This is a genomic window from uncultured Roseobacter sp. (genome assembly GCF_947499265.1).
GTDB lineage: Bacteria > Pseudomonadota > Alphaproteobacteria > Rhodobacterales > Rhodobacteraceae > Roseobacter.
On sequence record NZ_CANMNK010000002.1, the window covers coordinates 340,603 to 359,970 of the forward strand.

General features: G+C 61.1%; 19 protein-coding genes. 13 read left to right on the top strand and 6 right to left on the bottom strand.

Features of this window, described 5'->3' with window-relative positions:
* The first annotated feature begins 10 nt into the window (after window positions 1–10).
* The 3 genes from Q1A63_RS06250 (at window position 11) to Q1A63_RS06260 (ending at window position 3,232) form a co-directional block, all read left to right on the top strand.
* Window positions 11–676 (top strand): HAD-IA family hydrolase, encoded by a 666-nt coding sequence (locus Q1A63_RS06250; protein ID WP_298969931.1) that lies wholly within the window; start codon window positions 11–13, stop codon window positions 674–676.
* Between the two features lie 47 nt (window positions 677–723).
* Complete coding sequence (locus Q1A63_RS06255) at window positions 724–1,932, top strand: aminotransferase class I/II-fold pyridoxal phosphate-dependent enzyme (protein WP_298969930.1); 1,209 nt, start codon at window positions 724–726, stop codon at window positions 1,930–1,932.
* A gap of 136 nt (window positions 1,933–2,068) precedes the next feature.
* Window positions 2,069–3,232 carry an isovaleryl-CoA dehydrogenase gene (locus Q1A63_RS06260; RefSeq protein WP_298969929.1) on the top strand — a complete coding sequence of 388 codons (1,164 nt, stop codon included), beginning with the start codon at window positions 2,069–2,071 and terminating at the stop codon, window positions 3,230–3,232.
* 64 nt (window positions 3,233–3,296) lie between these two features.
* Here Q1A63_RS06260 and Q1A63_RS06265 read toward each other — a convergent pair whose 3' ends face one another.
* A complete protein-coding gene (locus Q1A63_RS06265) occupies window positions 3,297–3,899 on the bottom strand; it encodes an OmpW family outer membrane protein (RefSeq protein ID WP_298969928.1) in 603 nt (200 codons plus the stop codon).
* A gap of 209 nt (window positions 3,900–4,108) precedes the next feature.
* Here Q1A63_RS06265 and Q1A63_RS06270 point away from each other — a divergent pair, with 209 nt between their 5' ends.
* The 9 genes from Q1A63_RS06270 (at window position 4,109) to Q1A63_RS06310 (ending at window position 12,055) form a co-directional block, all read left to right on the top strand.
* Window positions 4,109–4,426 (top strand): hypothetical protein, encoded by a 318-nt coding sequence (locus Q1A63_RS06270; RefSeq protein WP_298969927.1) that lies wholly within the window; start codon window positions 4,109–4,111, stop codon window positions 4,424–4,426.
* Between the two features lie 40 nt (window positions 4,427–4,466).
* Window positions 4,467–6,071, top strand: a complete 1,605-nt coding sequence (locus Q1A63_RS06275; protein WP_298969926.1) for a carboxyl transferase domain-containing protein — start codon at window positions 4,467–4,469, stop codon at window positions 6,069–6,071.
* Window positions 6,072–6,147: 76 nt separating this feature from the next.
* On the top strand, window positions 6,148–6,570 hold the full coding sequence (locus Q1A63_RS06280; RefSeq protein WP_298969925.1) for an ASCH domain-containing protein: 423 nt from the start codon (window positions 6,148–6,150) through the stop codon (window positions 6,568–6,570).
* Window positions 6,567–7,256, top strand: coding sequence for a hypothetical protein (locus tag Q1A63_RS06285; RefSeq protein ID WP_298969924.1), 690 nt, complete (start codon window positions 6,567–6,569; stop codon window positions 7,254–7,256). The genes Q1A63_RS06280 and Q1A63_RS06285 overlap by 4 nt, the downstream gene beginning before the upstream one ends.
* 3 nt (window positions 7,257–7,259) lie before the next feature.
* Window positions 7,260–9,200 (top strand): acetyl/propionyl/methylcrotonyl-CoA carboxylase subunit alpha, encoded by a 1,941-nt coding sequence (locus Q1A63_RS06290; RefSeq protein ID WP_298969923.1) that lies wholly within the window; start codon window positions 7,260–7,262, stop codon window positions 9,198–9,200.
* Window positions 9,197–9,862 carry a glutathione S-transferase family protein gene (locus Q1A63_RS06295; RefSeq protein WP_298969922.1) on the top strand — a complete coding sequence of 222 codons (666 nt, stop codon included), beginning with the start codon at window positions 9,197–9,199 and terminating at the stop codon, window positions 9,860–9,862. The genes Q1A63_RS06290 and Q1A63_RS06295 overlap by 4 nt, the downstream gene beginning before the upstream one ends.
* 31 nt (window positions 9,863–9,893) lie before the next feature.
* Window positions 9,894–10,751: a hydroxymethylglutaryl-CoA lyase gene (locus Q1A63_RS06300; protein WP_298969921.1), complete on the top strand. Its 858-nt coding sequence runs from the start codon at window positions 9,894–9,896 to the stop codon at window positions 10,749–10,751.
* A 13-nt stretch (window positions 10,752–10,764) separates the two neighbouring features.
* On the top strand, window positions 10,765–11,280 hold the full coding sequence (locus tag Q1A63_RS06305) for a DUF6653 family protein (RefSeq protein WP_298969920.1): 516 nt from the start codon (window positions 10,765–10,767) through the stop codon (window positions 11,278–11,280).
* Complete coding sequence (locus Q1A63_RS06310) at window positions 11,273–12,055, top strand: crotonase/enoyl-CoA hydratase family protein (RefSeq protein WP_298969919.1); 783 nt, start codon at window positions 11,273–11,275, stop codon at window positions 12,053–12,055. Before Q1A63_RS06305 ends, Q1A63_RS06310 begins: the two co-directional genes overlap by 8 nt.
* Window positions 12,056–12,206: 151 nt before the next feature.
* Here Q1A63_RS06310 and Q1A63_RS06315 read toward each other — a convergent pair whose 3' ends face one another.
* A complete protein-coding gene (locus tag Q1A63_RS06315) occupies window positions 12,207–13,577 on the bottom strand; it encodes a GntP family permease (RefSeq protein WP_366524287.1) in 1,371 nt (456 codons plus the stop codon).
* Window positions 13,578–13,829: 252 nt separating this feature from the next.
* On the opposite strand from Q1A63_RS06315, the gene Q1A63_RS06320 reads away from it, so the two are divergent.
* On the top strand, window positions 13,830–14,294 hold the full coding sequence (locus tag Q1A63_RS06320; protein ID WP_298969918.1) for a GNAT family N-acetyltransferase: 465 nt from the start codon (window positions 13,830–13,832) through the stop codon (window positions 14,292–14,294).
* A 34-nt stretch (window positions 14,295–14,328) separates the two neighbouring features.
* Here Q1A63_RS06320 and Q1A63_RS06325 read toward each other — a convergent pair whose 3' ends face one another.
* The 4 genes from Q1A63_RS06325 to Q1A63_RS06340 all read right to left on the bottom strand — a co-directional run bounded on the left by Q1A63_RS06325 (window position 14,329) and on the right by Q1A63_RS06340 (window position 19,309).
* Complete coding sequence (locus tag Q1A63_RS06325; protein WP_298969917.1) at window positions 14,329–14,679, bottom strand: DUF6404 family protein; 351 nt, start codon at window positions 14,677–14,679, stop codon at window positions 14,329–14,331.
* 121 nt (window positions 14,680–14,800) lie between these two features.
* Window positions 14,801–16,735, bottom strand: coding sequence for a phosphatidylglycerol lysyltransferase domain-containing protein (locus tag Q1A63_RS06330; RefSeq protein WP_299631065.1), 1,935 nt, complete (start codon window positions 16,733–16,735; stop codon window positions 14,801–14,803).
* Between the two features lie 243 nt (window positions 16,736–16,978).
* Entirely contained in the window at window positions 16,979–18,313 is a 1,335-nt protein-coding gene (locus Q1A63_RS06335; RefSeq protein WP_298969915.1) for a hypothetical protein, read from the bottom strand.
* A gap of 489 nt (window positions 18,314–18,802) precedes the next feature.
* Window positions 18,803–19,309, bottom strand: coding sequence for a fasciclin domain-containing protein (locus Q1A63_RS06340; RefSeq protein WP_298969914.1), 507 nt, complete (start codon window positions 19,307–19,309; stop codon window positions 18,803–18,805).
* Window positions 19,310–19,368: the final 59 nt, after the last annotated feature.

Genomic DNA, 19,368 nt, shown 5'->3' on the forward strand with positions numbered 1-19,368 from the left:
GGGAGCAGGCATGAAAACGGTAATTTTCGATCTAGATGGCACGCTTGCCGACACCAGTGGCGACCTGATTGCCGCGGCAAACCACTGTTTTCGGGACATGGGCGCGGGCGATGTTTTAGATGCCGAGGGGGATGCAGGCACCGCCCTGCGCGGGGGGCGGGCGATGCTGCGTCTGGGAATGGCCCGGCTGGGCCGCGCCGAAGAAGAAGCCACCATCGATACCTATTACCCGGTGCTGCTGGAAGCCTACGGAGCTGCCATCGACGTCCATACGCAGGTCTACCCGCGCGCGATGGCAGCGGTGGAGCAGCTGAAGGTCATGGGCTACGGTGTGGGGATCTGCACCAACAAGCCCGAAGGTCTGGCAGACACGCTGTTGCGCCGTCTTGGCGTGCGCGATGCATTTGGCGCGCTGATCGGAGCAGACACGCTGCCGGTGCGCAAACCGGACCCGGAACCGCTCTACGAGGCGGCACGCAGAGCCGGGGGGGATCCGATGAAATGCGTGCTGATCGGGGATTCCGATACCGACCGCAACACGGCCAAAGCCGCTAATGTGCCCTGCGTTCTGGTCACTTTCGGCCCTGCGGGCGGGGACATGGCGGCGCTGTCACCTGAGGCGCTGTTGCAGGATTACGCCGATTTGCCGGAGATCGTGGATCGCCTGCTGGCTTGACCAAAGGCATTGGCATCGGCAGAGTTTCAGCCAAGAAGAGGCGCGCTATGACAGAAGTTTTCAAAGGCAGTTTCACCCAGCAGGAACCGATCCCGGAGGCCGGTATCGAGGCTGCGATGGCGGTTTTGCGGCACGGTCGTTTGCACCGCTACAACACGGCACCTGATGAGATCAGCGAGACGGCGCTGCTGGAGCAGGAGTTTGCGGCAACCGTCGGGGCGAAATACTGCCTGGCGGTGGCGTCCGGCGGCTATGCCATGGCCACGGCCCTGCGCGCGGTTGGGGTGAAGCCGGGCGATCCTGTCTTGTCCAACGCCTTCACGCTGGCGCCAGTGCCTGGTGCGATTGCTGCTGTCGGGGCGCGGCCGGTGTTTGTCGGCGTGACCGAAGCGCTGACCATCGATCTTGATGATCTTGAGGAAAAGGTCGGTGCGGCCCGCGTGTTGTTGCTCAGCCACATGCGCGGTCACATCTGTGACATGGACCGGTTGATGGCGATCTGCGAAGCAGCGGGCGTCACAGTGATCGAAGATTGCGCCCATACGATGGGGGCCGCCTGGAAGGGTGTGCCCTCGGGGCGTCAGGGCGCCGTGGGCTGCTATTCCTGTCAGACCTACAAACATGTGAATTCCGGCGAGGGCGGATTTCTGGTCACGGATGATGCAGAAATTGCGGCGCGTTCGGTGATGCTGTCGGGGTCCTATATGCTTTACGAGCGTCATCTGGCGGCACCGCCGAAGGAGGCGTTTGACGCCATTCGCTATGAAACGCCGAATATCTCGGGCCGGATGGACAATCTGCGCGCTGCGATCCTGCGCCCGCAGGTGGCTGATCTGGCAACCCAATGCGCGCGGTGGAACGAGCGCTACCGGTGCCTTGAGGACGGGCTGCGCGGCACACCGGGGTTGACCGTGATTGAACGGCCCGCGCCCGAGACAATCGTGGGCTCGTCCATTCAGTTCCTGTTGCTCGACTGGGGCGCGGCGGATGTGCGCCAGGTATTAGCCCGCTGTGCTGCGCGGGGTGTCGAGCTGAAATGGTTTGGCGGCGCAGAGCCCGCAGGCTTTACCAGCCGGTACGACAGTTGGCGTTATGCGGAGACACCGGCCATGCCCAAGACCGACCGTGTGTTGGCGGGGATCGTGGACATGCGGGTGCCGCTGACCTTCTCGCTGGAAGATTGCGCGCTGATTGCGCGGATCATCCGCGCTGAGGTGAGCGCGGTGTTCCAGGGACAGTCCACCGCCGCCGAATAGGCCGCACGCCCATCGCTAAAATGCGTGCCGTGTGACGGTTGCGTTGATCTGCCTGCCGTTTGCTGGCTTGACCGAGCGCGCGCGCTGTGGCATTTATGAACGAGTGTTCAATAAACACCGAGGGGAGTGCGGCGCGATGTTTATGGCAACCATGGCTTTCGATCTGGGCGAAGATGTGAACGCGCTGCGCGATATGGTGCACCGATGGGCGCAGGATCGTGTGAAGCCCATGGCCGCCGAGATCGACGCGAAAAACACCTTCCCGTCCGAGCTTTGGACCGAAATGGGCGCGCTGGGTCTGTTGGGCATCACTGTGGATGAGGAATTTGGCGGCGCGGGCATGTCCTACCTGGCCCATACCGTTGCCATCGAAGAGATCGCGCGGGCCAGTGCCTCGGTGTCGCTGTCCTATGGCGCGCATTCCAACCTCTGCGTCAATCAGATCAAGCTGAACGGTACGGATGAGCAGAAACAGAAATACCTGCCCGGTCTGATCTCAGGGGAACACGTGGGCGCGCTGGCGATGTCCGAAGCGGGGGCGGGATCGGATGTTGTGTCAATGAAGCTGCGCGCGGAAAAGCGCAACGACCACTACCGCCTGAATGGCACGAAGTATTGGATCACCAATGGTCCGGATGCGGATACGCTTGTGGTCTATGCCAAGACCGACCCCGACGCCGGATCCAAAGGCATCACCGCCTTTCTGATCGAAAAGGAGATGGTCGGATTCTCAACCTCCCCGCACTTTGACAAGCTGGGCATGCGCGGATCGAACACCGCCGAGCTGATTTTCGAGGACGTGCAGGTGCCGTTCGAGAACGTGCTGGGCGAAGAAGGCAAGGGCGTGCGCGTGCTGATGTCGGGGCTGGACTACGAGCGTGTGGTGCTGGCCGGGATCGGCACTGGCATCATGGCGGCCTGCCTGGATGCGGTTATGCCGTACCTGAGTGAGCGCAAGCAATTCGGCCAGCCCATCGGGAATTTCCAGCTGATGCAGGGCAAGATCGCCGATATGTATACGGCGATGAATTCCGCGCGGGCCTATGTCTATGAGGTGGCCAAGGCCTGTGATCGTGGCGACGTGACGCGACAGGATGCGGCGGCCTGTTGTCTCTATGCCTCAGAGGAGGCGATGAAACAGGCGCATCAGGCGGTGCAGGCCATGGGGGGCGCGGGGTTCCTGAACGACAGCCCGGTGGCGCGGATTTTCCGGGATGCAAAACTGATGGAAATCGGCGCGGGCACGTCCGAGATCCGGCGCATGCTGGTGGGCCGCGAACTCATGACGGCAATGGCGTGACCCGATGGGATGCACCGGGTCAGCCTTGAGCGAGGATTTGGTCCCTTCCTGCCGGGCCAAAGACCTAGAATTTATGGACGTAGGCCACGCCAACGAGGATGGGATCGATCTCGGCGGTGCCAATCGACGCGCCGTTGAGCGTGGCGTCGGTGTCGATGTCAAACCACCGCACGTTCAGCCGCAGCGAGCCTGCATCGCTGATCTGGTAGTCCACACCAGCCTGAAGCGAAACGCCGAAGGAATCGTCCAGCTCAAGGGTGCCCAAAGCCGATTCTTCCTCAAAGAAGGTGGTGTAGTTGATGCCCGCGCCCACATAAGGGGTCCACGCGCTGGCATTCGCAAAGTGGTAGTTCAGCGACAGGGTCGGGGGCAGATGTTTGGTGCTGCCCGCCGCCGCGCCGCCAATCGAGATGTCATGCTCGAACGGGGTGGCTGCCAGCAGTTCAATGCCAAGATTGTCCCGAATGAAATACTCGAATGTGAAGGTAAGCGCGATGTCGTCGTCAATATCCGCTTCACTGCCCGCGAGGGTGCCATTGCCCGATTTGGGGTTCACGTTGGCAAGCCCCAGACCAATTGTCCAATCGCCCTGAGACTGCGCAAGCGCGGGGGCGGCGAGCAATGCAAGCGCGCTGGAGAGAAGGAGGGCTTTGGGGGTGAGTTTCATGGTCGTTCTCTTTCCTTGTGTTGTTTCGAAGAGGTGATGCGCCCCGCCGGTTGCAATCGCATTGACGCAGATCAAGAGGGTCACGAAACAGCCTGTGCAAAATTGCCGCAGCCGCAGTGTGCTCCCACGCAGCTGGGGCGTGAAACCGACCAAAAAAGCAGCGGATACCGGTTGGCGACGCGCGCGCTTCCGCGCCGCCCGGTGAGCTGATGCCGCGCTGGATGTGGTTCCTGCCCCTGGCCGTTTTGGCCACCGCATTGGCCGCCTGGGGCTTCAGATGGGGATGGATCGCCGCGACGATCACCGAGACCGATGTGATCACCACCTATGCACAGCGCTACCTGGATGAAACCGGGCAAAACGCGCGCCTAACGGATTGCGCAGGCGTGCCGGGTGGGCAATCGGGCGTTTGGATCGTGGTCAGATGCATCCGGGACGGCGCGCGCTACGACTACCCGGTGGACCGGTTCGGACGGCTGCTGGATGTGCCCGGCGACCCCGAACGACCCGCGGAACCCCAAACATGAATGATGCTCTGACGCAGCCCCGCGTGATATAGGAGAGACTATGAGATTAACGTCACAGGCTTTGCCCTCGTCAGAGAGTTTTCAGTCGAACCGGGCCGCGCATCTGGACGCCTTGGCGGAGATCGCAGAGGTCGCGCAATCGGCAGCGCTGGGCGGCGGCGAGAGATCCCGCGCACGGCACGTGAGCCGGGGCAAGATGCTGCCCCGCGACAGGGTGGCGAACCTGCTCGACCCTGGCAGCCCGTTTCTGGAGGTGGGCGCGACAGCCGCGCATGGGCTTTACGACGGTGCGGCCCCCTGCGCGGGCGTGATCGCCGGCATTGGTCAGGTGCGGGGCCAAGAGGTCATGGTCGTTTGCAACGATGCCACGGTGAAGGGCGGCACCTATTACCCGATGACGGTGAAAAAACACCTGCGCGCGCAGGAGATCGCGCAGGAGAACCACCTGCCTTGCGTCTATCTGGTCGACAGTGGCGGGGCGAACCTGCCCAATCAGGATGAGGTGTTCCCCGACCGCGATCATTTTGGCCGCATTTTCTACAATCAGGCGCGGATGTCGGCGCTGGGCATCCCGCAGATCGCGGTGGTCATGGGGTCGTGTACGGCGGGGGGCGCTTATGTTCCGGCGATGTCCGATGTAACAATCATCGTGCGCGATCAAGGCACGATCTTTCTGGCCGGTCCGCCGCTGGTCAAGGCCGCGACCGGCGAAGTTGTCAGCGCCGAAGACCTTGGCGGCGGCGATGTCCACACCCGGCTGAGCGGGGTGGCGGATTATCTGGCGGAGGATGACGCTCATGCGCTGAGCCTCGCGCGGCGGGCGGTGGGGTCGCTGAACCGCGCCAGGCCAACAACCGTGCAGTGGGAAACACCCGAAGACCCGGCCTATGATCCGGAGGAAATCCTCGGCGTGGTGCCTGCCGACCTGCGCACGCCTTACGACATCCGCGAGGTGATTGCCCGCCTTGTGGATGGATCGCGGTTCGACGAGTTCAAACCGCGGTTTGGCGAGACGCTGGTGACCGGGTTCGCGCATCTCAAGGGCTGCCCTATCGGGATCATCGCCAACAATGGCGTGCTGTTTTCCGAATCCGCTCAGAAAGGCGCGCATTTTGTCGAGCTCTGCTCGCAACGCTCTATCCCGCTGGTTTTCCTGCAGAATATCACCGGCTTCATGGTCGGGCGCAAATACGAAAATGAAGGCATTGCGCGGCACGGGGCCAAGATGGTGACCGCCGTCGCCTCCACCGAGGTGCCCAAGATCACCATGCTGGTGGGTGGCTCATTTGGGGCGGGCAATTACGGCATGGCGGGGCGCGCCTATTCTCCGCGCTTCATGTGGACCTGGCCCAATTCACGGATTTCGGTCATGGGCGGGCCGCAGGCGGCGGGTGTGCTGGCGACCGTCAAACGGGAGGCGCTGGAGAAGGCGGGCGAGAGTTGGTCAGCGGAGGACGAAGCCAAATTCAAGCAGCCCACCATCGACATGTTCGAACGGCAGAGCCACCCGCTTTATGCCTCCGCGCGCCTTTGGGATGACGGGGTGATCGATCCACGCAAAAGCCGGGACGTGTTGTTCCTGTCGCTCTCTGCGGCGCTGAATGCCCCGATTGAGGAGACGCGGTTCGGCGTCTTCCGGATGTGAAGAGGATGAGCGCTCTGCCTCCCGTCGGATGTGCAACCCGATCGGATCGCTGCGCCAGGTGCGGAGGTTCAGGAAGATGGTGACATGTGATGAAGCCAAACAGCGTTACCCGGAAGCCGAAGTCTTCAGCTTTGGCGACACGCCGGAACTGATCGCCGAACTCACCGCGCTGGTCCGGTCAGGTGCCAAACGGGCGACCTGTTCGGCCATGGCCGACATCGAGGCCGGACGACAGGCGCCGCCCCGTGTCGGGCGGCGCGACATTGCGCTGGCGCCGGATGGTACGCCCGCACTGGTGATTGAAACCCTGGAACTGCGCGAGACGACCTGGGAGATGATGACCGAGGAGATGGCGCTGGCAGAAGGCGAGAATGAGACGTTGGCGGGCTGGCGCGAAGGGCACAAGCGCTACTACACGCGTCAGGGCATCTTCGACCCGGACATGAAGCTCATCTGGGAGCGCTTCGAGGTGGTTGAAGATTTCGGAGCAGACGGATGAAGGGCATCAAGGGCCTGGGCGACAGGATTGCGGAAACGGTCAGCGGGTTGAAACTGCCGACGCTCGGGCGCGAAGTGGAACTGCCGGTCTATGTGATTCACAATTCCCCGGATGCCGAAGACTATTTCTTCATCTTCGATTTTGAGGACTTCGTGGAACAGTCGCGTCAGGGCTGGTTTGTGCGGCCCAAATTACGGCTCTGGGCCGGGCGGTCGGATTTCAACCGCCGCGCCTTTGCCCGTCAGTTCCGGCAAAGTTTTGCGCAGGAATTCGAAATGGCGCGCGCGGATCTGGCCGCGCAAAAGGATGTCAAGCGCGGGTGGTTTGGCGGTCTGCCGGGCTTTTTCCGCGATATCGCCGCCCCCACCTTGCCGGGGGTGCTGTCCAATCTTGTCTTGCTGGTTGCGCTCTCCGCCGGAAGCAAGGTGCTGACACAGATTTTGCCAGCGGGCTGGATGCGGCAGAAAACCGATGCGCAAAAGTTGGAAGACGGCATTCAGGAGACCAGGGATAAGGTCGATGCCGCCCTCGGACAGATCGAGATCACGCTGCATATGGACCTTTATCGCCATGCGTGGCGGGGCCAGCCGCCCGGTCGGATGACGGGGGTCGACTATGACGCCTGGCCGCTGCCGCAATACGTACAACAACACTTGATGGATGGGACATCCGGCTCATGGTGGTAACTCATGTTTGATACAATTCTGATTGCGAACCGGGGCGAGATTGCCTGCCGGGCTATGGAAACCGCCCGCGCCCTGGGGGTCCGATGTGTGGCGGTCTATTCCGATGCGGATGCAGGTGCAAAGCATGTCGCGATGGCTGATGTGGCCGTGCATATTGGCGGGTCCGCCCCGGCGGACAGCTATCTGCGCGGCGATGTGATCATTCAGGCCGCACGTGAGGCAGGTGCCCAGGCCATCCACCCCGGCTACGGGTTCCTGAGCGAAAACCCCGATTTTGTCGAGGCCGTGGAAGCGGCGGGTCTGACCTTCATCGGACCCTCCGCATCGGCGATCCGGGCAATGGGTTTGAAGGATGCAGCAAAGGCGCTGATGGTGGAGGCGGGCGTGCCCGTGGTGCCGGGCTATCATGGCGCAGACCAGGATGATGGGCTGCTGGCCGCAGAAGCCGAAAAGATCGGCTACCCGGTGCTGATCAAGGCGGTGGCGGGCGGCGGCGGCAAGGGCATGCGTCTGGTCGAAACGGCAGATCAGTTTGCCGCAGCTCTGGCATCGGCGCGCAGCGAAGCGCAGACGGCATTCGGCAATTCGGATGTGTTGGTGGAGAAATTCGTGACCCAGCCGCGTCACATCGAAGTACAGGTCTTTGGCGACGGCAGCCGCGCTGTGCATCTGTTTGAGCGGGACTGTTCGCTGCAGCGCCGCCATCAGAAGGTGATCGAAGAGGCCCCCGCGCCCGGCATGACCGAAGAGATGCGCAGCGCGATGGGCGCAGCTGCGGTACGTGCGGCGGAAGCGATCGGTTACAGCGGCGCGGGCACCGTCGAATTCATCGTTGATGGGGCAGGCGGGCTCAAAACGGACGGGTTTTTCTTCATGGAAATGAACACCCGCCTGCAGGTCGAACACCCGGTGACGGAAGCGATCACAGGCGTCGATCTCGTCGAGTGGCAGCTGCGGGTCGCCGCAGGCGAAGGCCTCCCGACCGCGCAGGAGGACCTGAAGATCGAAGGCCATTCCTTTGAAGCGCGGCTTTATGCCGAAGACGTGCCCGCCGGGTTCCTGCCCGCAACCGGTACGCTCAGCCATCTGTGTTTTCCAGAGGATGTCCGCGCCGACAGCGGCGTGCGGGCTGGCGACGTCATCAGCCCGTTCTACGACCCGATGATTGCCAAGCTGATCGTGCATGGCCCCAATCGCGATATCGCCTTGGCCCGTTTGCGCCAGGGTCTGGCAGGCACCGAAGTCGGCGGAACGGTCACGAACCTCGCTTTTCTGGGCGCCTTGGCGAGTCATACCGGGTTCGGGCGTGGGGAGGTGGATACCGGGCTGATCGGTCGTGAGATTGATGCGCTGACACGCCCGCCAAAAGCCGCGCCGCACCACATCGCAGCGGCGGGCATGGCCGCCCTGACCCTCACCAATCCAGCGGACAATGCCGGGTTCAGCCTCTGGCACCCCTTGCGCCACGGGGTGCAACTGGTCTGGCAGGAAGAGATCTTAGATCTCTCCGTCGAGGTCATCGATGCGGACCACCAACGCTGGGATGTCGTAGGAGAGATCGTCGCGGCGCACCGCCGGGACGGACGATGGCAGATCGCCGGACAGCCTGCGCCAAACGTAAGCGTCGCCGGGGCCGTCATCACGGTGTTCGACGGCTATGGTCTCGCCTTTCGCCACGTCGATCCACTTGACCGGGCCAGTGGGGCGGCAGGCGATGGCAACCTGATCGACGCGCCGATGCCGGGGCTCGTCAAAACCATTGACGCCACGGTCGGGCAATCGGTGACACAGGGGGATCGTCTCGCCGTCCTGGAGGCGATGAAAATGGAGCACGCCTTGCTGGCGGCGCGCGACGGTGTGGTGGCCGAGGTGCTGGCGCAGGCTGGTGATCAGGTCGAAGCGGGCGCCGCCCTCATCCAGCTTGAACCCGAGGAGGCGTCATGATCACCTTGCACCACTGCCCGCAGACGCGGTCAATGCGCACGCTTTGGGTGCTCAATGAATTGGACGTGCCGTTTCAGCTGCGCAGCTACCCCTTTGACCGCACGCTGCGCAGCCCGGAATTTCTGAGTCTGTCGCCCGCTGGCCGGGTGCCCGCGCTGGAAATCGACGGGGAGCGGATGTTTGAAACCGGTGCCATCACCGAATACCTCTGCGAGCGCTTTAGCCCTGAGCGTTTGGGCCGGATGCCGGGCAGCCCGGATCGGATGTCCTGGCTGGTCTGGCTGCATTTTTCCGAAACCCTCAGCCAGCACACCGCCGCCCTGACCCAGCAGCATGTGGCCCTTTACGAAGACCGGATGCGCAGCCCGATTGTCATGAAACTGGAAGCCGCGCGAGTTCGAAAATGCTACGGCGCCATCGAGGCGCGGCTGACAACGCCGGTTGAAAACCGCGACTACCTGCTGAACTCGGGGTTCACGGCGGCGGACATCTCGGTGGGGCAGGCGGTCTATATGGCACGGCACTTTGCGACGCTGGATGATTTCCCAGCCACTGCCGATTGGTATGCGCGGATCACCGCGCGCGACGGCTTTCAGGCCGCTCTGCCAAAAGGTGACGGCATTTATGACCGAGACTTTTACGCGCCATGGCCGTTAGAGTGATCAGAACGGTGATCAAAGGGGAGGGTGTCGGGTGAGTCTAGGGCCATGCGAAATATTCGAGGTCGGTCCGCGGGACGGGCTGCAAAATGAGGCACGCGATATTCCCGTGGCGGAAAAGGTGGCGCTTATTGACAGGCTGAGCCGTGCCGGGTTCCGCCGCATAGAGGTTGCGAGCTTTGTATCCCCGAAATGGGTGCCGCAGATGGCGGGATCCGGCGAGGTGCTCGCCGCCATAAAGCGCGCCGACACGATACGCTACGCCGCCCTCACCCCGAACATGCGCGGGTTTGAGGATGCCAAATCTGCAGGTGCGGATGAAATCGCGATTTTTGCCTCCGCCTCGGAAGGGTTTTCCAAAGCCAATATCAACGTCAGCATCGCCGAAAGCATCGAACGTTTTAAGCCCATCCTGGAGGAAGCGCGCCACATTGACCTGCCGGTGCGGGGCTATGTCTCTTGCGTCGTGGAATGTCCCTACGACGGTGCGGTGGCACCCGCGGCAGTGGCCGACGTCGCCGACCGGCTTTTTGGCATGGGGTGTTATGAGGTCAGCCTTGGGGACACCACGGGGGCGGGCACACCCGATAGCATCGCACGCATGCTGCTAGCGGTGCGCGATGTGGTGCCGGTGGGCCGGCTCGCTGGGCACTATCACGACACCCACGGCCGCGCGATGGAGAACATCGACGCCTCGCTCAGCCTTGGTGTCCGGGTGTTCGACGCAGCGGTCGGGGGCTTGGGCGGCTGCCCCTTCGCGCCCGGTTCAGCCGGGAATGTCGCCACGGAAAGCGTGGCGCGCCATCTGGCGACCCTTGGCTATGAGACCGGTCTTGATCTTGATGTGATCGAGGAAGCCGCGGAAATGGCGCGCGCCATGCGCTCCGGCTGACAGGACCTGCGCGGTGGATTTCTTCAAGGGCACAGAACGGATGATGACCATGGACGATGGCGTCTGGTTGCGCCATGCCAACCCGTGGTCGGGCTGGACACGCATGCTGACCTGCCTGCCGTTTCTGGTGCTGGCGATCTGGAGCCGGGTCTGGATCGGCACATGGGCCCTGATCCCTGTGGCGTTGGCGATCTTCTGGATCTGGGTTAATCCGCGCGCCTTTCCGCCCCCCGCACGTCTGGACAGCTGGATGAGCAAGGGCGTGCTGGGGGAGCGCATTTTTCTCAACCACCGGGCGGAGGTCGCAGATCATCATCGCCGTGCCGCCATCGTTCTGAGCCTGCTCAGCCTGCCGGGTTTTGTTGTGATGGTCTGGGGGCTCTACGGGCTGTGGTGGGAAGGGGCCGTTTTTGGCACCATCCTGACGGCGCTGCCCAAGATCTGGTTCGTCGACCGCATGGTCTGGATTTATGAAGATTGGGTGCGGGACGGGCGTTCTGTGCCGGGATTGGAGAGCAGGGATGTTTGACACAATCACCATCGAAACCGACGCGCGGGGCGTGGCGACGCTGACCCTGAACCGGCCGGAAAAGCACAACGCCATGTCGGCGCAGATGCTGGCGGACCTGACCGAAGCGGCGTCTCTCTTGGGGGCGGATGACGCCGTGCGGGTGGTGGTGCTGACCGGGGCGGGCAAGAGCTTTTGCGCAGGCGGCGATCTGGCCTGGATGCAGGCACAGCGCGAGATGGACGCGGAAACCCGCTCTGCCGAGGCGCGCAAGTTGGCGACCATGCTGGGCGCGCTCAACAGCCTACCGAAACCGCTGATTGGTGCGGTTCAAGGCAACGCCTTTGGGGGCGGTGTCGGCATGGCCTGCGTCTGCGATGTGGCCATCGCGGTGGAGGGTGCGAAGTTTGGCTTCACCGAGACGCGGTTGGGCATCATCCCCGCCACCATCGGCCCCTATGTACTGGCGCGTATGGGCGAGGGCCGTGCCCGCCGCGTGTTCATGTCCGCGCGGATTTTTGGCGCGGCGGAAGCAGTCGACCTGGGGATACTGGCGCGATGCGTTCTACCGGAAGGCCTGGCCGAAGCCATCGAGGCGGAAGTGTTACCCTATCTTGCCTGCGCGCCGGGGGCTGTGGCGGCGGCCAAGCAGCTGGCCCGCGATCTGGGCCCTCGGATTGATGCCAGCGTCGTCGATCACACGATTTCGGCACTCGCCGCACAGTGGGAAACCGAGGAAGCCGCTGAGGGCATTGCGGCGTTCTTTGACAAACGTAAGCCCGGTTGGGTCGGGTGATTGGCTCCTGGAGAAAACTCTATTGGTTTTGAAGAAACGACAGGTCCGTCAAGTGTGTTCTTACAATCCGATGACAAGAAATACATGGCCAACGCCTCGATTTCTAAACCCGCGGCGGCTTGATTTCGGGGGCTCGGTCGTCCTGGGTGGTTTAGAATGCGCCCAACCAGCTCGCGAGCGCGAGCGTTACCGCCAGAGCCACAACCGGGATTGCGACGGAAACAACAAAGATCGGGCCATAAGCCTCCTTGTGGGTCAGTCCGGCGATCCCAAGCAGGGTCACAACCGCCCCGTTATGCGGCAGCGCGTCGAGGCCCCCGGTTGCCAAAGCAACAACCCGGTGCAGCGCCTCAGGATCAATCCCCTCGGCAAGAGCGATATCCAGATATCGTGCGCCCAGGGCATCAAGGGCAATCGACATACCGCCTGAGGCCGAGCCCGTGATCCCGGCAAGCAGGCTGGCCGATGCCGCAAGGCCGATCAGCGGGCTGCCCGGTATCTGGTCGGTCAATGCATTCACGGCGGCAAAAGCGGGGAGAGCAGCCACAACCGCGCCAAAGCCTACAAGCATGGCTGTATTGAAGAGCGGCAGGAGCGCGTCTTGCGACCCATCTGATAGCGTCTGCCGCGGATTGGCCAGTCGCCGCCACGACAGAGCCAGCAGCAGTAGGATCGCAAGCATCAGTGCACCGATCAATGCCCAAACCCCGATGACCCGAGACGGCGCTACCCCGCCCCAGGACGGGTCCGCCAGATAGCCCAGATCAAGGCGCGGGAACGCCAGCTCGGCGAGCAGCCAGTTCATGGCGAAAACCGTCAAGATTGGCAGCAGTGCCAGCCATAGAGAGGGCAGTTCAGCATCGTCGAATGCTCCCGCGTCCAGTACGGACTGTGCGGTGTTTGGCGTTACTTTACCGGCGGCATAAGATAGGTAGAGCAGCCCACCCATCCCCATGATGAGGCCTGCGATCACGCCCAGGCCCGGCGCTGCGAAGGCCGTTGTTCCGAAATACGGCATCGGGATTGCATTCTGAATGGCGGGCGATCCGGGCAGCGCGCTCATTGTGAAGGTAAAGGCACCCAAGGCGATGGCTGCCGGGATCAGCCGATGGGGCAGCCCGGATGCGCGGAACAAAGCGACAGCGAGAGGGTAAATTGCAAAGGCCACGACGAAGAGCGAGATGCCACCATATGTCAGAGCTGCGCAGGAGAGCACCACAGCGGGCAGAGCCTGAGCTGGCCCAAGTTTCGCAACGATCGCGCGGGCCAGAGCCATCGCTGCGCCGGAAGCCTCCATCAGTTTGCCAAAGACCGCGCCAAGCAGGAACAACGGAAGGAAAGCAACCACAAAACCACCGGTTGCCGGCATGAAGCGCTGCGTCAGCGTCGCGAGCAGCGGATCGGTGGCGAGTAAGGCGGCCAGCAACGCCATGACCGGTGCCGCCAGGAGCACCGGCCAGCCGCGATAGACCGACCAGATCAGCAATCCCAAGGGCAAAAGAAGGGTGAGAAGCGGCAGCATGGCGCCAACCTAGTCGCGAATAGATCGGGAATTAGCACGGCAATTTGCCGCAGTGCAGAATGAAGCGGCAGCCAAGTTGCTTCCGGTCAAGAAGTGGCCGGTTCCTGACGTTCGGGAGCTTGCGCCGCAGCCCGCAATGCCAAGCATCCGCAGCACGGTCCCGAGCGACTGAAGGTCGATAACACGCGCTCAAGCGGTCCTTGATGGACATCCGGCATGCCAGATGGAAAGCTTGTCTCAAGGAGAGCAAAAATGAAGATCAGAGACGCAACAACAGAAGATGTGGCGGAGATGAGCGCCTTTCTGCAACAGCTCGCTGCCTTGGGGAAGCGAACGAGCCGCAGCGATCCCGCGTTTGTTCTATCGAATTACATTCACGATCCGAACAAGGTGCAATGCGCCGTGGCAGAGGATGATGACGGAACAATACTTGGCTTTCAGTCCCTGAAATTCGCAACGGAAGCGAATATCTATGGTGTGGAGCCGGGGTGGGGGATCATCGGAACACACATCCGTCCCGACGCAGCCCGCCGCGGTGTGGGCAGAGCGCTTTTTGCAGCCACGCGTGAAGCGGCCCAGAGATCGGGGCTGACAAAGATTGACGCAAGCATCGCGGCGACCAACCCTGAGGGGCTTGCATATTATGAAGCGATGGGCTTTCGCAGCTACAGGACATCTGACGGCACGATCTGCAAGTGTCTTGATCTGACGTCTTAGTCGCTGGCTGTCCAAAGTTCTATGGACGCGCTTCCTAGAGGTCTTCCCAGCGGCTCAATGCGTATTTCCACTGGCTGTAGGCGAAGTAGATCAGCATGGTCGAGCCCAAAGCCAGCCCGATCAAAACCGTCCTGATCCCGAACTCGGTGACTGATCTGCCGTCAGGTCCGGCGGCGGTTGAAAACGAGACAAACCCCATCAAAAGGGTGAAGAAAACGCTCTGCCCCAGGAAACTACGCCAAAGCGGTTTGTAGTGGGGTGGCACGGGTCTCAACCCCAACCTGCGCAGGAACCTTGTATAGGGCGGTACCGCATTGGACGGCCAAATCCCCGCTTGCTCTAGTTCGGCTTCTGCAGCTTCAAAGCGGCGTTGATAGTCGGACATCGGATATACCTCCTTGCGCTTGAAACATCGCAAGAACGCAAGCGCCTTTCAAGCTTGGTGCAGGCCCATATGGCGTATGTTTGCCGACGCTTTCAGTACGCCAAGGGCGCTCCTGCATTCACTATTGCGCTGCTTGTTGCGGGACAGAAACCTCTGGAAGTTGGAGCGTCCAGGCTTCTCTTTTGTCTGAGAGCGCGGGTTCAGAGTCACACGCAACACCAGAGTGCAATTGGGCTGGGCGCAGAACTTCTCGCAGCAGATCCACCGCTCCAATGCAGAGTCCAAATCTGCCTGGCGCGGCCATGTAAAGCGGCTTCCATCGTGGGGCGAAGGCTGATTTGAATTGGTACAGTCCCTTTGCTGCCCAGTTTTCTCTGAGGCAGGCGAGTGTCTTTCGCCAAATCCCATTTTCATCACTGCAATCGGCGGGCACTGCTGCCAAAGACAGCTCATCGACCTGTGCTGCTGCGGCCATTTGGATTGCATGGTGGACGAGAAGATACATTGTGCCATCTGGCGCCGATGGATCGTCCCGCATCAAATCGAGTGCCCATTCTTCCAATCCTTGATGAAGACTGATGAAGGCGACGGGAGTGCCATGATGCTCTGCGACCAGGACCAGCTGATTTGCCAGATAACAGCGACAGAACCGGCCCATCGTTCCGCCACGCGCACCACCGCAGCGCGCTTGCCACGCAGCGTCGATCGCTGCCAGTGCGGTCATGTGGTCAGGTCGCAATGGCTCAATGGTGACACCGGCACTTGTAGCCTTGCGCAATTTACGACGCAGCCCGGAGAATTTTGACCCCTCAACATGGAAGGTCGTGGGGGTAAGGATCGCGTCCTTGGCCACGCTGACTACGCGCCAACCGTGCTTGCGAGCCATCGCTGCGTTGCGGGCGGAGCACTTGTAGATAACAGGTAGCAAGTTGCGTGATCGGGCATAGTGTTTGAAATCCCGCAACCATGCTGCACCCATTGGCTTGGTCGGATCAAACAGTGAAACGAGGCTGTTTCCTGCGGGCCATAAGGCCGCTGTTCCCGACGCAAGCGCAATCATCTGCCCGCCATTCTGGGCAATGACCTTGGTTTCAGCATGGGGTGCGCGGTGCGTCGAGACATAGCGCGGCGTTACTCCCAATTTTGGAGCAGCAGTGGGCGCGCGCAAAACGAAGAAAGCGGCGATAAGCGCAGGCAGCAGATAGTAGACGGCGCGGAAGCCGAAGATCGCTGTCAAAAGACACGTTTGATCAATAGGTGCGGGGAATTCCGGTGCGGTCAGACCCAACAACACAAGCTCAAACGGCCCAACGCCGCCCGGAGCACCAGACAGGATACCAGCAGCCAGTGCGATACAGAATACTGGCAGGAAGGACAGGAATGTAATCTCCACACTCGCAGGTAAAAGTATGTAAAACGACGCGGCGGCGGCCACGACATCCGCAACTGCCCAAAAGATGGATGCGGCGACCGCAAACAGGCCTGGCATGGCTATCTCTTTGTGCCAGAGGCGCACCCGGGGGCGCAGCAGCGTCAACACCATCATGCATGCAACCAGACCTAGCAAAGCAACAATGCCAAAGGTGCTGTCAATCAGCGTGCCGGAAATCGCAATCGCAAATACTGTTGCGAAAGTCATACCGGTCAGGAAAAATATCGTCACCAATCCAGTGACCTGACCTGCGCGCAGCGCGCCTTCATCCGGGCGAAGCCGGTACCGCACGAGACCGCCCGTGATCAGACCAAACCCGAGCACCTGAGAAAGAGCTACCGTCATCATTCCATTTTGACGTGCGTGCGCCTCTGATCCTGACAGGCCAAGGTGGCGTCGGGCAAGGACATCATATTGCCCAACAGCATAAAAGCTCAGCACGGTGAAGAGGATGGCCGTAAGCCAGACCCAGGCTGGAAGGCCCCCGATGAGTGCAACCACATCGGGCAGAGAAACGGTGGTCAAAAACTGGGGGGTCGAATAGAGACAGATAGCCACCAATGCGAGCGGCATTCCGTGGCGGAGAACAGTTTCCGCCGACGCGTTCATTACTCGTACACTCATCTGTCGTCACCACTCCCGTGGCTTTGATAGAGCAGACATCTCACCAAAGTCCTAAGAGCGCTGAAACGCGCGGATGGATACGTAACAAGCCGCTAGCGCCCCTTGAAATCCATTCTGGCATTGGGCGCGTTGCGATCATCGCATACGGCGCGGCGTGGGGGCCTTACGCTGGTGTTTTCCGCCTAGGTGCCGGACTGAAAAGCACCATTCGCAGGATGCGTGACTGGAAGAGGACGCCTTCGACTACTGGCGTTGATCGCCCGAAAAGGCGCCAACCAGTCTGTCCATTGCCGCGAAAACAAGTTCCACAGAATATCCGGCCACAAAAGCCAGCGCTAAAGGTTGCAGCGCTTCCAACCCACTCGTCGCTTCATCCGGGCGAAGCAATAGCCCGACGGCGATGCCCGCCAGCCCGCCCAGCGGTAAGCGTATCAGATAGTTCAGCATGCTCCCCAGACTAAGTGACTGGGATTGCAGGCCGACCGAGATTTGCCGAAGCACGAAAGCGACCGTGCCGAGCAACCCATAGATCGAAGGTAAGATGAAGTCGTTCAGCAAACGGAGCTGGGAGAGCGCCTGCTGCACACCGTACTGAAATTCATGCGGATCGAGCCTTTCCTGACTTAGCCGCCATTCCGCGTAGGCCACGTCATAGGCGGCTTTGTCTTCGGCTGACGAAAGCCATCCCGGCTCTTCGGGCGCGGGACCATCATCCAATCCCGTCACCCATTCGGAGAGGATCGCATATTGCGCGCGCAACTGTGTTTCCAGCCGATCAATCTCCAGGTTCAGGGTCGCTTGCTCGCGGGTGAGTTCGGAAATCTGCGTTTCCATCGCGTCGGTGCGTTCGATCCGCTCCTGTGGCTCTGTGGCCTGATCCTGTGCTGAGGTGCTCTGCGACCTAGGCGCCGATGCGCTCAGTCCCTCCTGAAGCGCTGGCAGTGTCGCGCCAACTTCAATGAGCCTCGCTTCTTTGAGGGTCAATGCCTCTTCTGTTTCGACATAGCTCGAAGAAGAATCGTGCAGATAAATGACCCGGTATTGCAACAGGATCAGTGCGACGAGCGCCGAGAATCCAAGGACTGCGACCGCTAAGGTGACATAACTACCGTATGTGCGCGACCATTCTATGGATTCGCTGCTGACGTCACCAAGTTCGCGCGACATGCGGCTGTAGGCTGCAAAAAACTCGTCTTCGAGGTTACCGGTCCATTCGTCGGTCCCATAAGCCCGCACCGCCGTATTTATTGGCGTGACGACCTCTGCGTTGAGCTCAATCCCCTTGTCGATCGCAAAAGTGAGCATGCTCTGTGCCTTCCGCAATGCCCTCACGATATTCTGCTTGCGAATACTGCTTAAGTCTTCGGCAGAAGGCACGCCGTCTTGATTGTTTTCAGAGGCACCATCCTCGCGAGCATCCGCGTCGATGTCAGCGGGTGTGTTTGCTGTTTCGGCGGCAGTATTCGGAGCTGGTGCGGCGGGCTCTGTTGTGCTGTCAGGACCGTTGCCTGAACTTGTGTCGACAGGGTCTTTCTCGGGTTCAGCCAGATCACTGGCGACTTTTGCGGTCACCGTCATAGTGTCACTTTCAAATAGTGTTTTTGTTAAATTAATACTCTAAAATCACAGCTTTCGTGCCAAAGTAGTATGCCATTGGTGCATTATTCGATCAAGTTGTTAGGCGGATATCGTGTTTTTCGGTGCTTCAAGGCTAAGAATGCCACCTCGATACGGTGCCAGAAGGATTCTTCCAGACAGTGAAAAAACCTCAGTATAAAAATGCTGCACAGCTAGGCGTTGAACATGAAGAAAGCTCAGGACGCCGCCGCGAGCTCTGTTCAAGCTGCCAAAAATTCGCTAGGTTTTTGCGATCCGTAAGAACGGCCTCGCTATGCTCGCTCTGTATGGATCGGTGGCAACCGGTAGTTAACCAGACATCGCGTAAAGCAGTATCCCGTTACTTCAATTCGGGCTCATTTCGGAACAGTTAAATTGCCAGCGTTTGGAGAAAGCAGAGGTGGCACCCGCTGCGGCGAAGCGGCGGGTGCTTTGATGCGGCCAGCAGGATTATTGCGGCAGCAGCACTTTGTCGATTGCGTGGATCACGCCGTTGGTTGCCAGAATATCCGCGGCGATCACATTGGCATCGTTGACCTTGACCGCTGGTCCGAGCTTGCTGCCTGTGCCATCGACGCGCACGGTCTGGCCCTGCACGGTGGCCACATTGGTCACCGATCCCAGCACGTCGCCCGATTGCACGGAGCCGGGCAGCACGTGGTAGGTCAGGATGCTGACCAACTGATCCTTGTTCTCCGGCAGCAGCAGGCTTTCGACGGTGCCAGCGGGCAGGGCGGCAAAGGCTGCATCCGTGGGGGCAAAGACCGTGAACGGGCCGGGGCTGCGCAGGGTGTCCTCAAGACCGGCGGCCTGTACGGCAGCCACCAGCGTGGTGAAATTGCCGTCAGAGGCGGCAATGTCGACGATATCACTGCCCTGCTCTGCGGGGGCGCAGGCGGTGAGGGCCGCGAGGGCGGCGCCAGCAAGGGTCGCTTTGAGTGCAAAACGTCTGTTCATGGTCAGTCCTTTTTCCCTGGGTTTATCGGGCCACCGCAGGCATATGCGCGACGATTGGT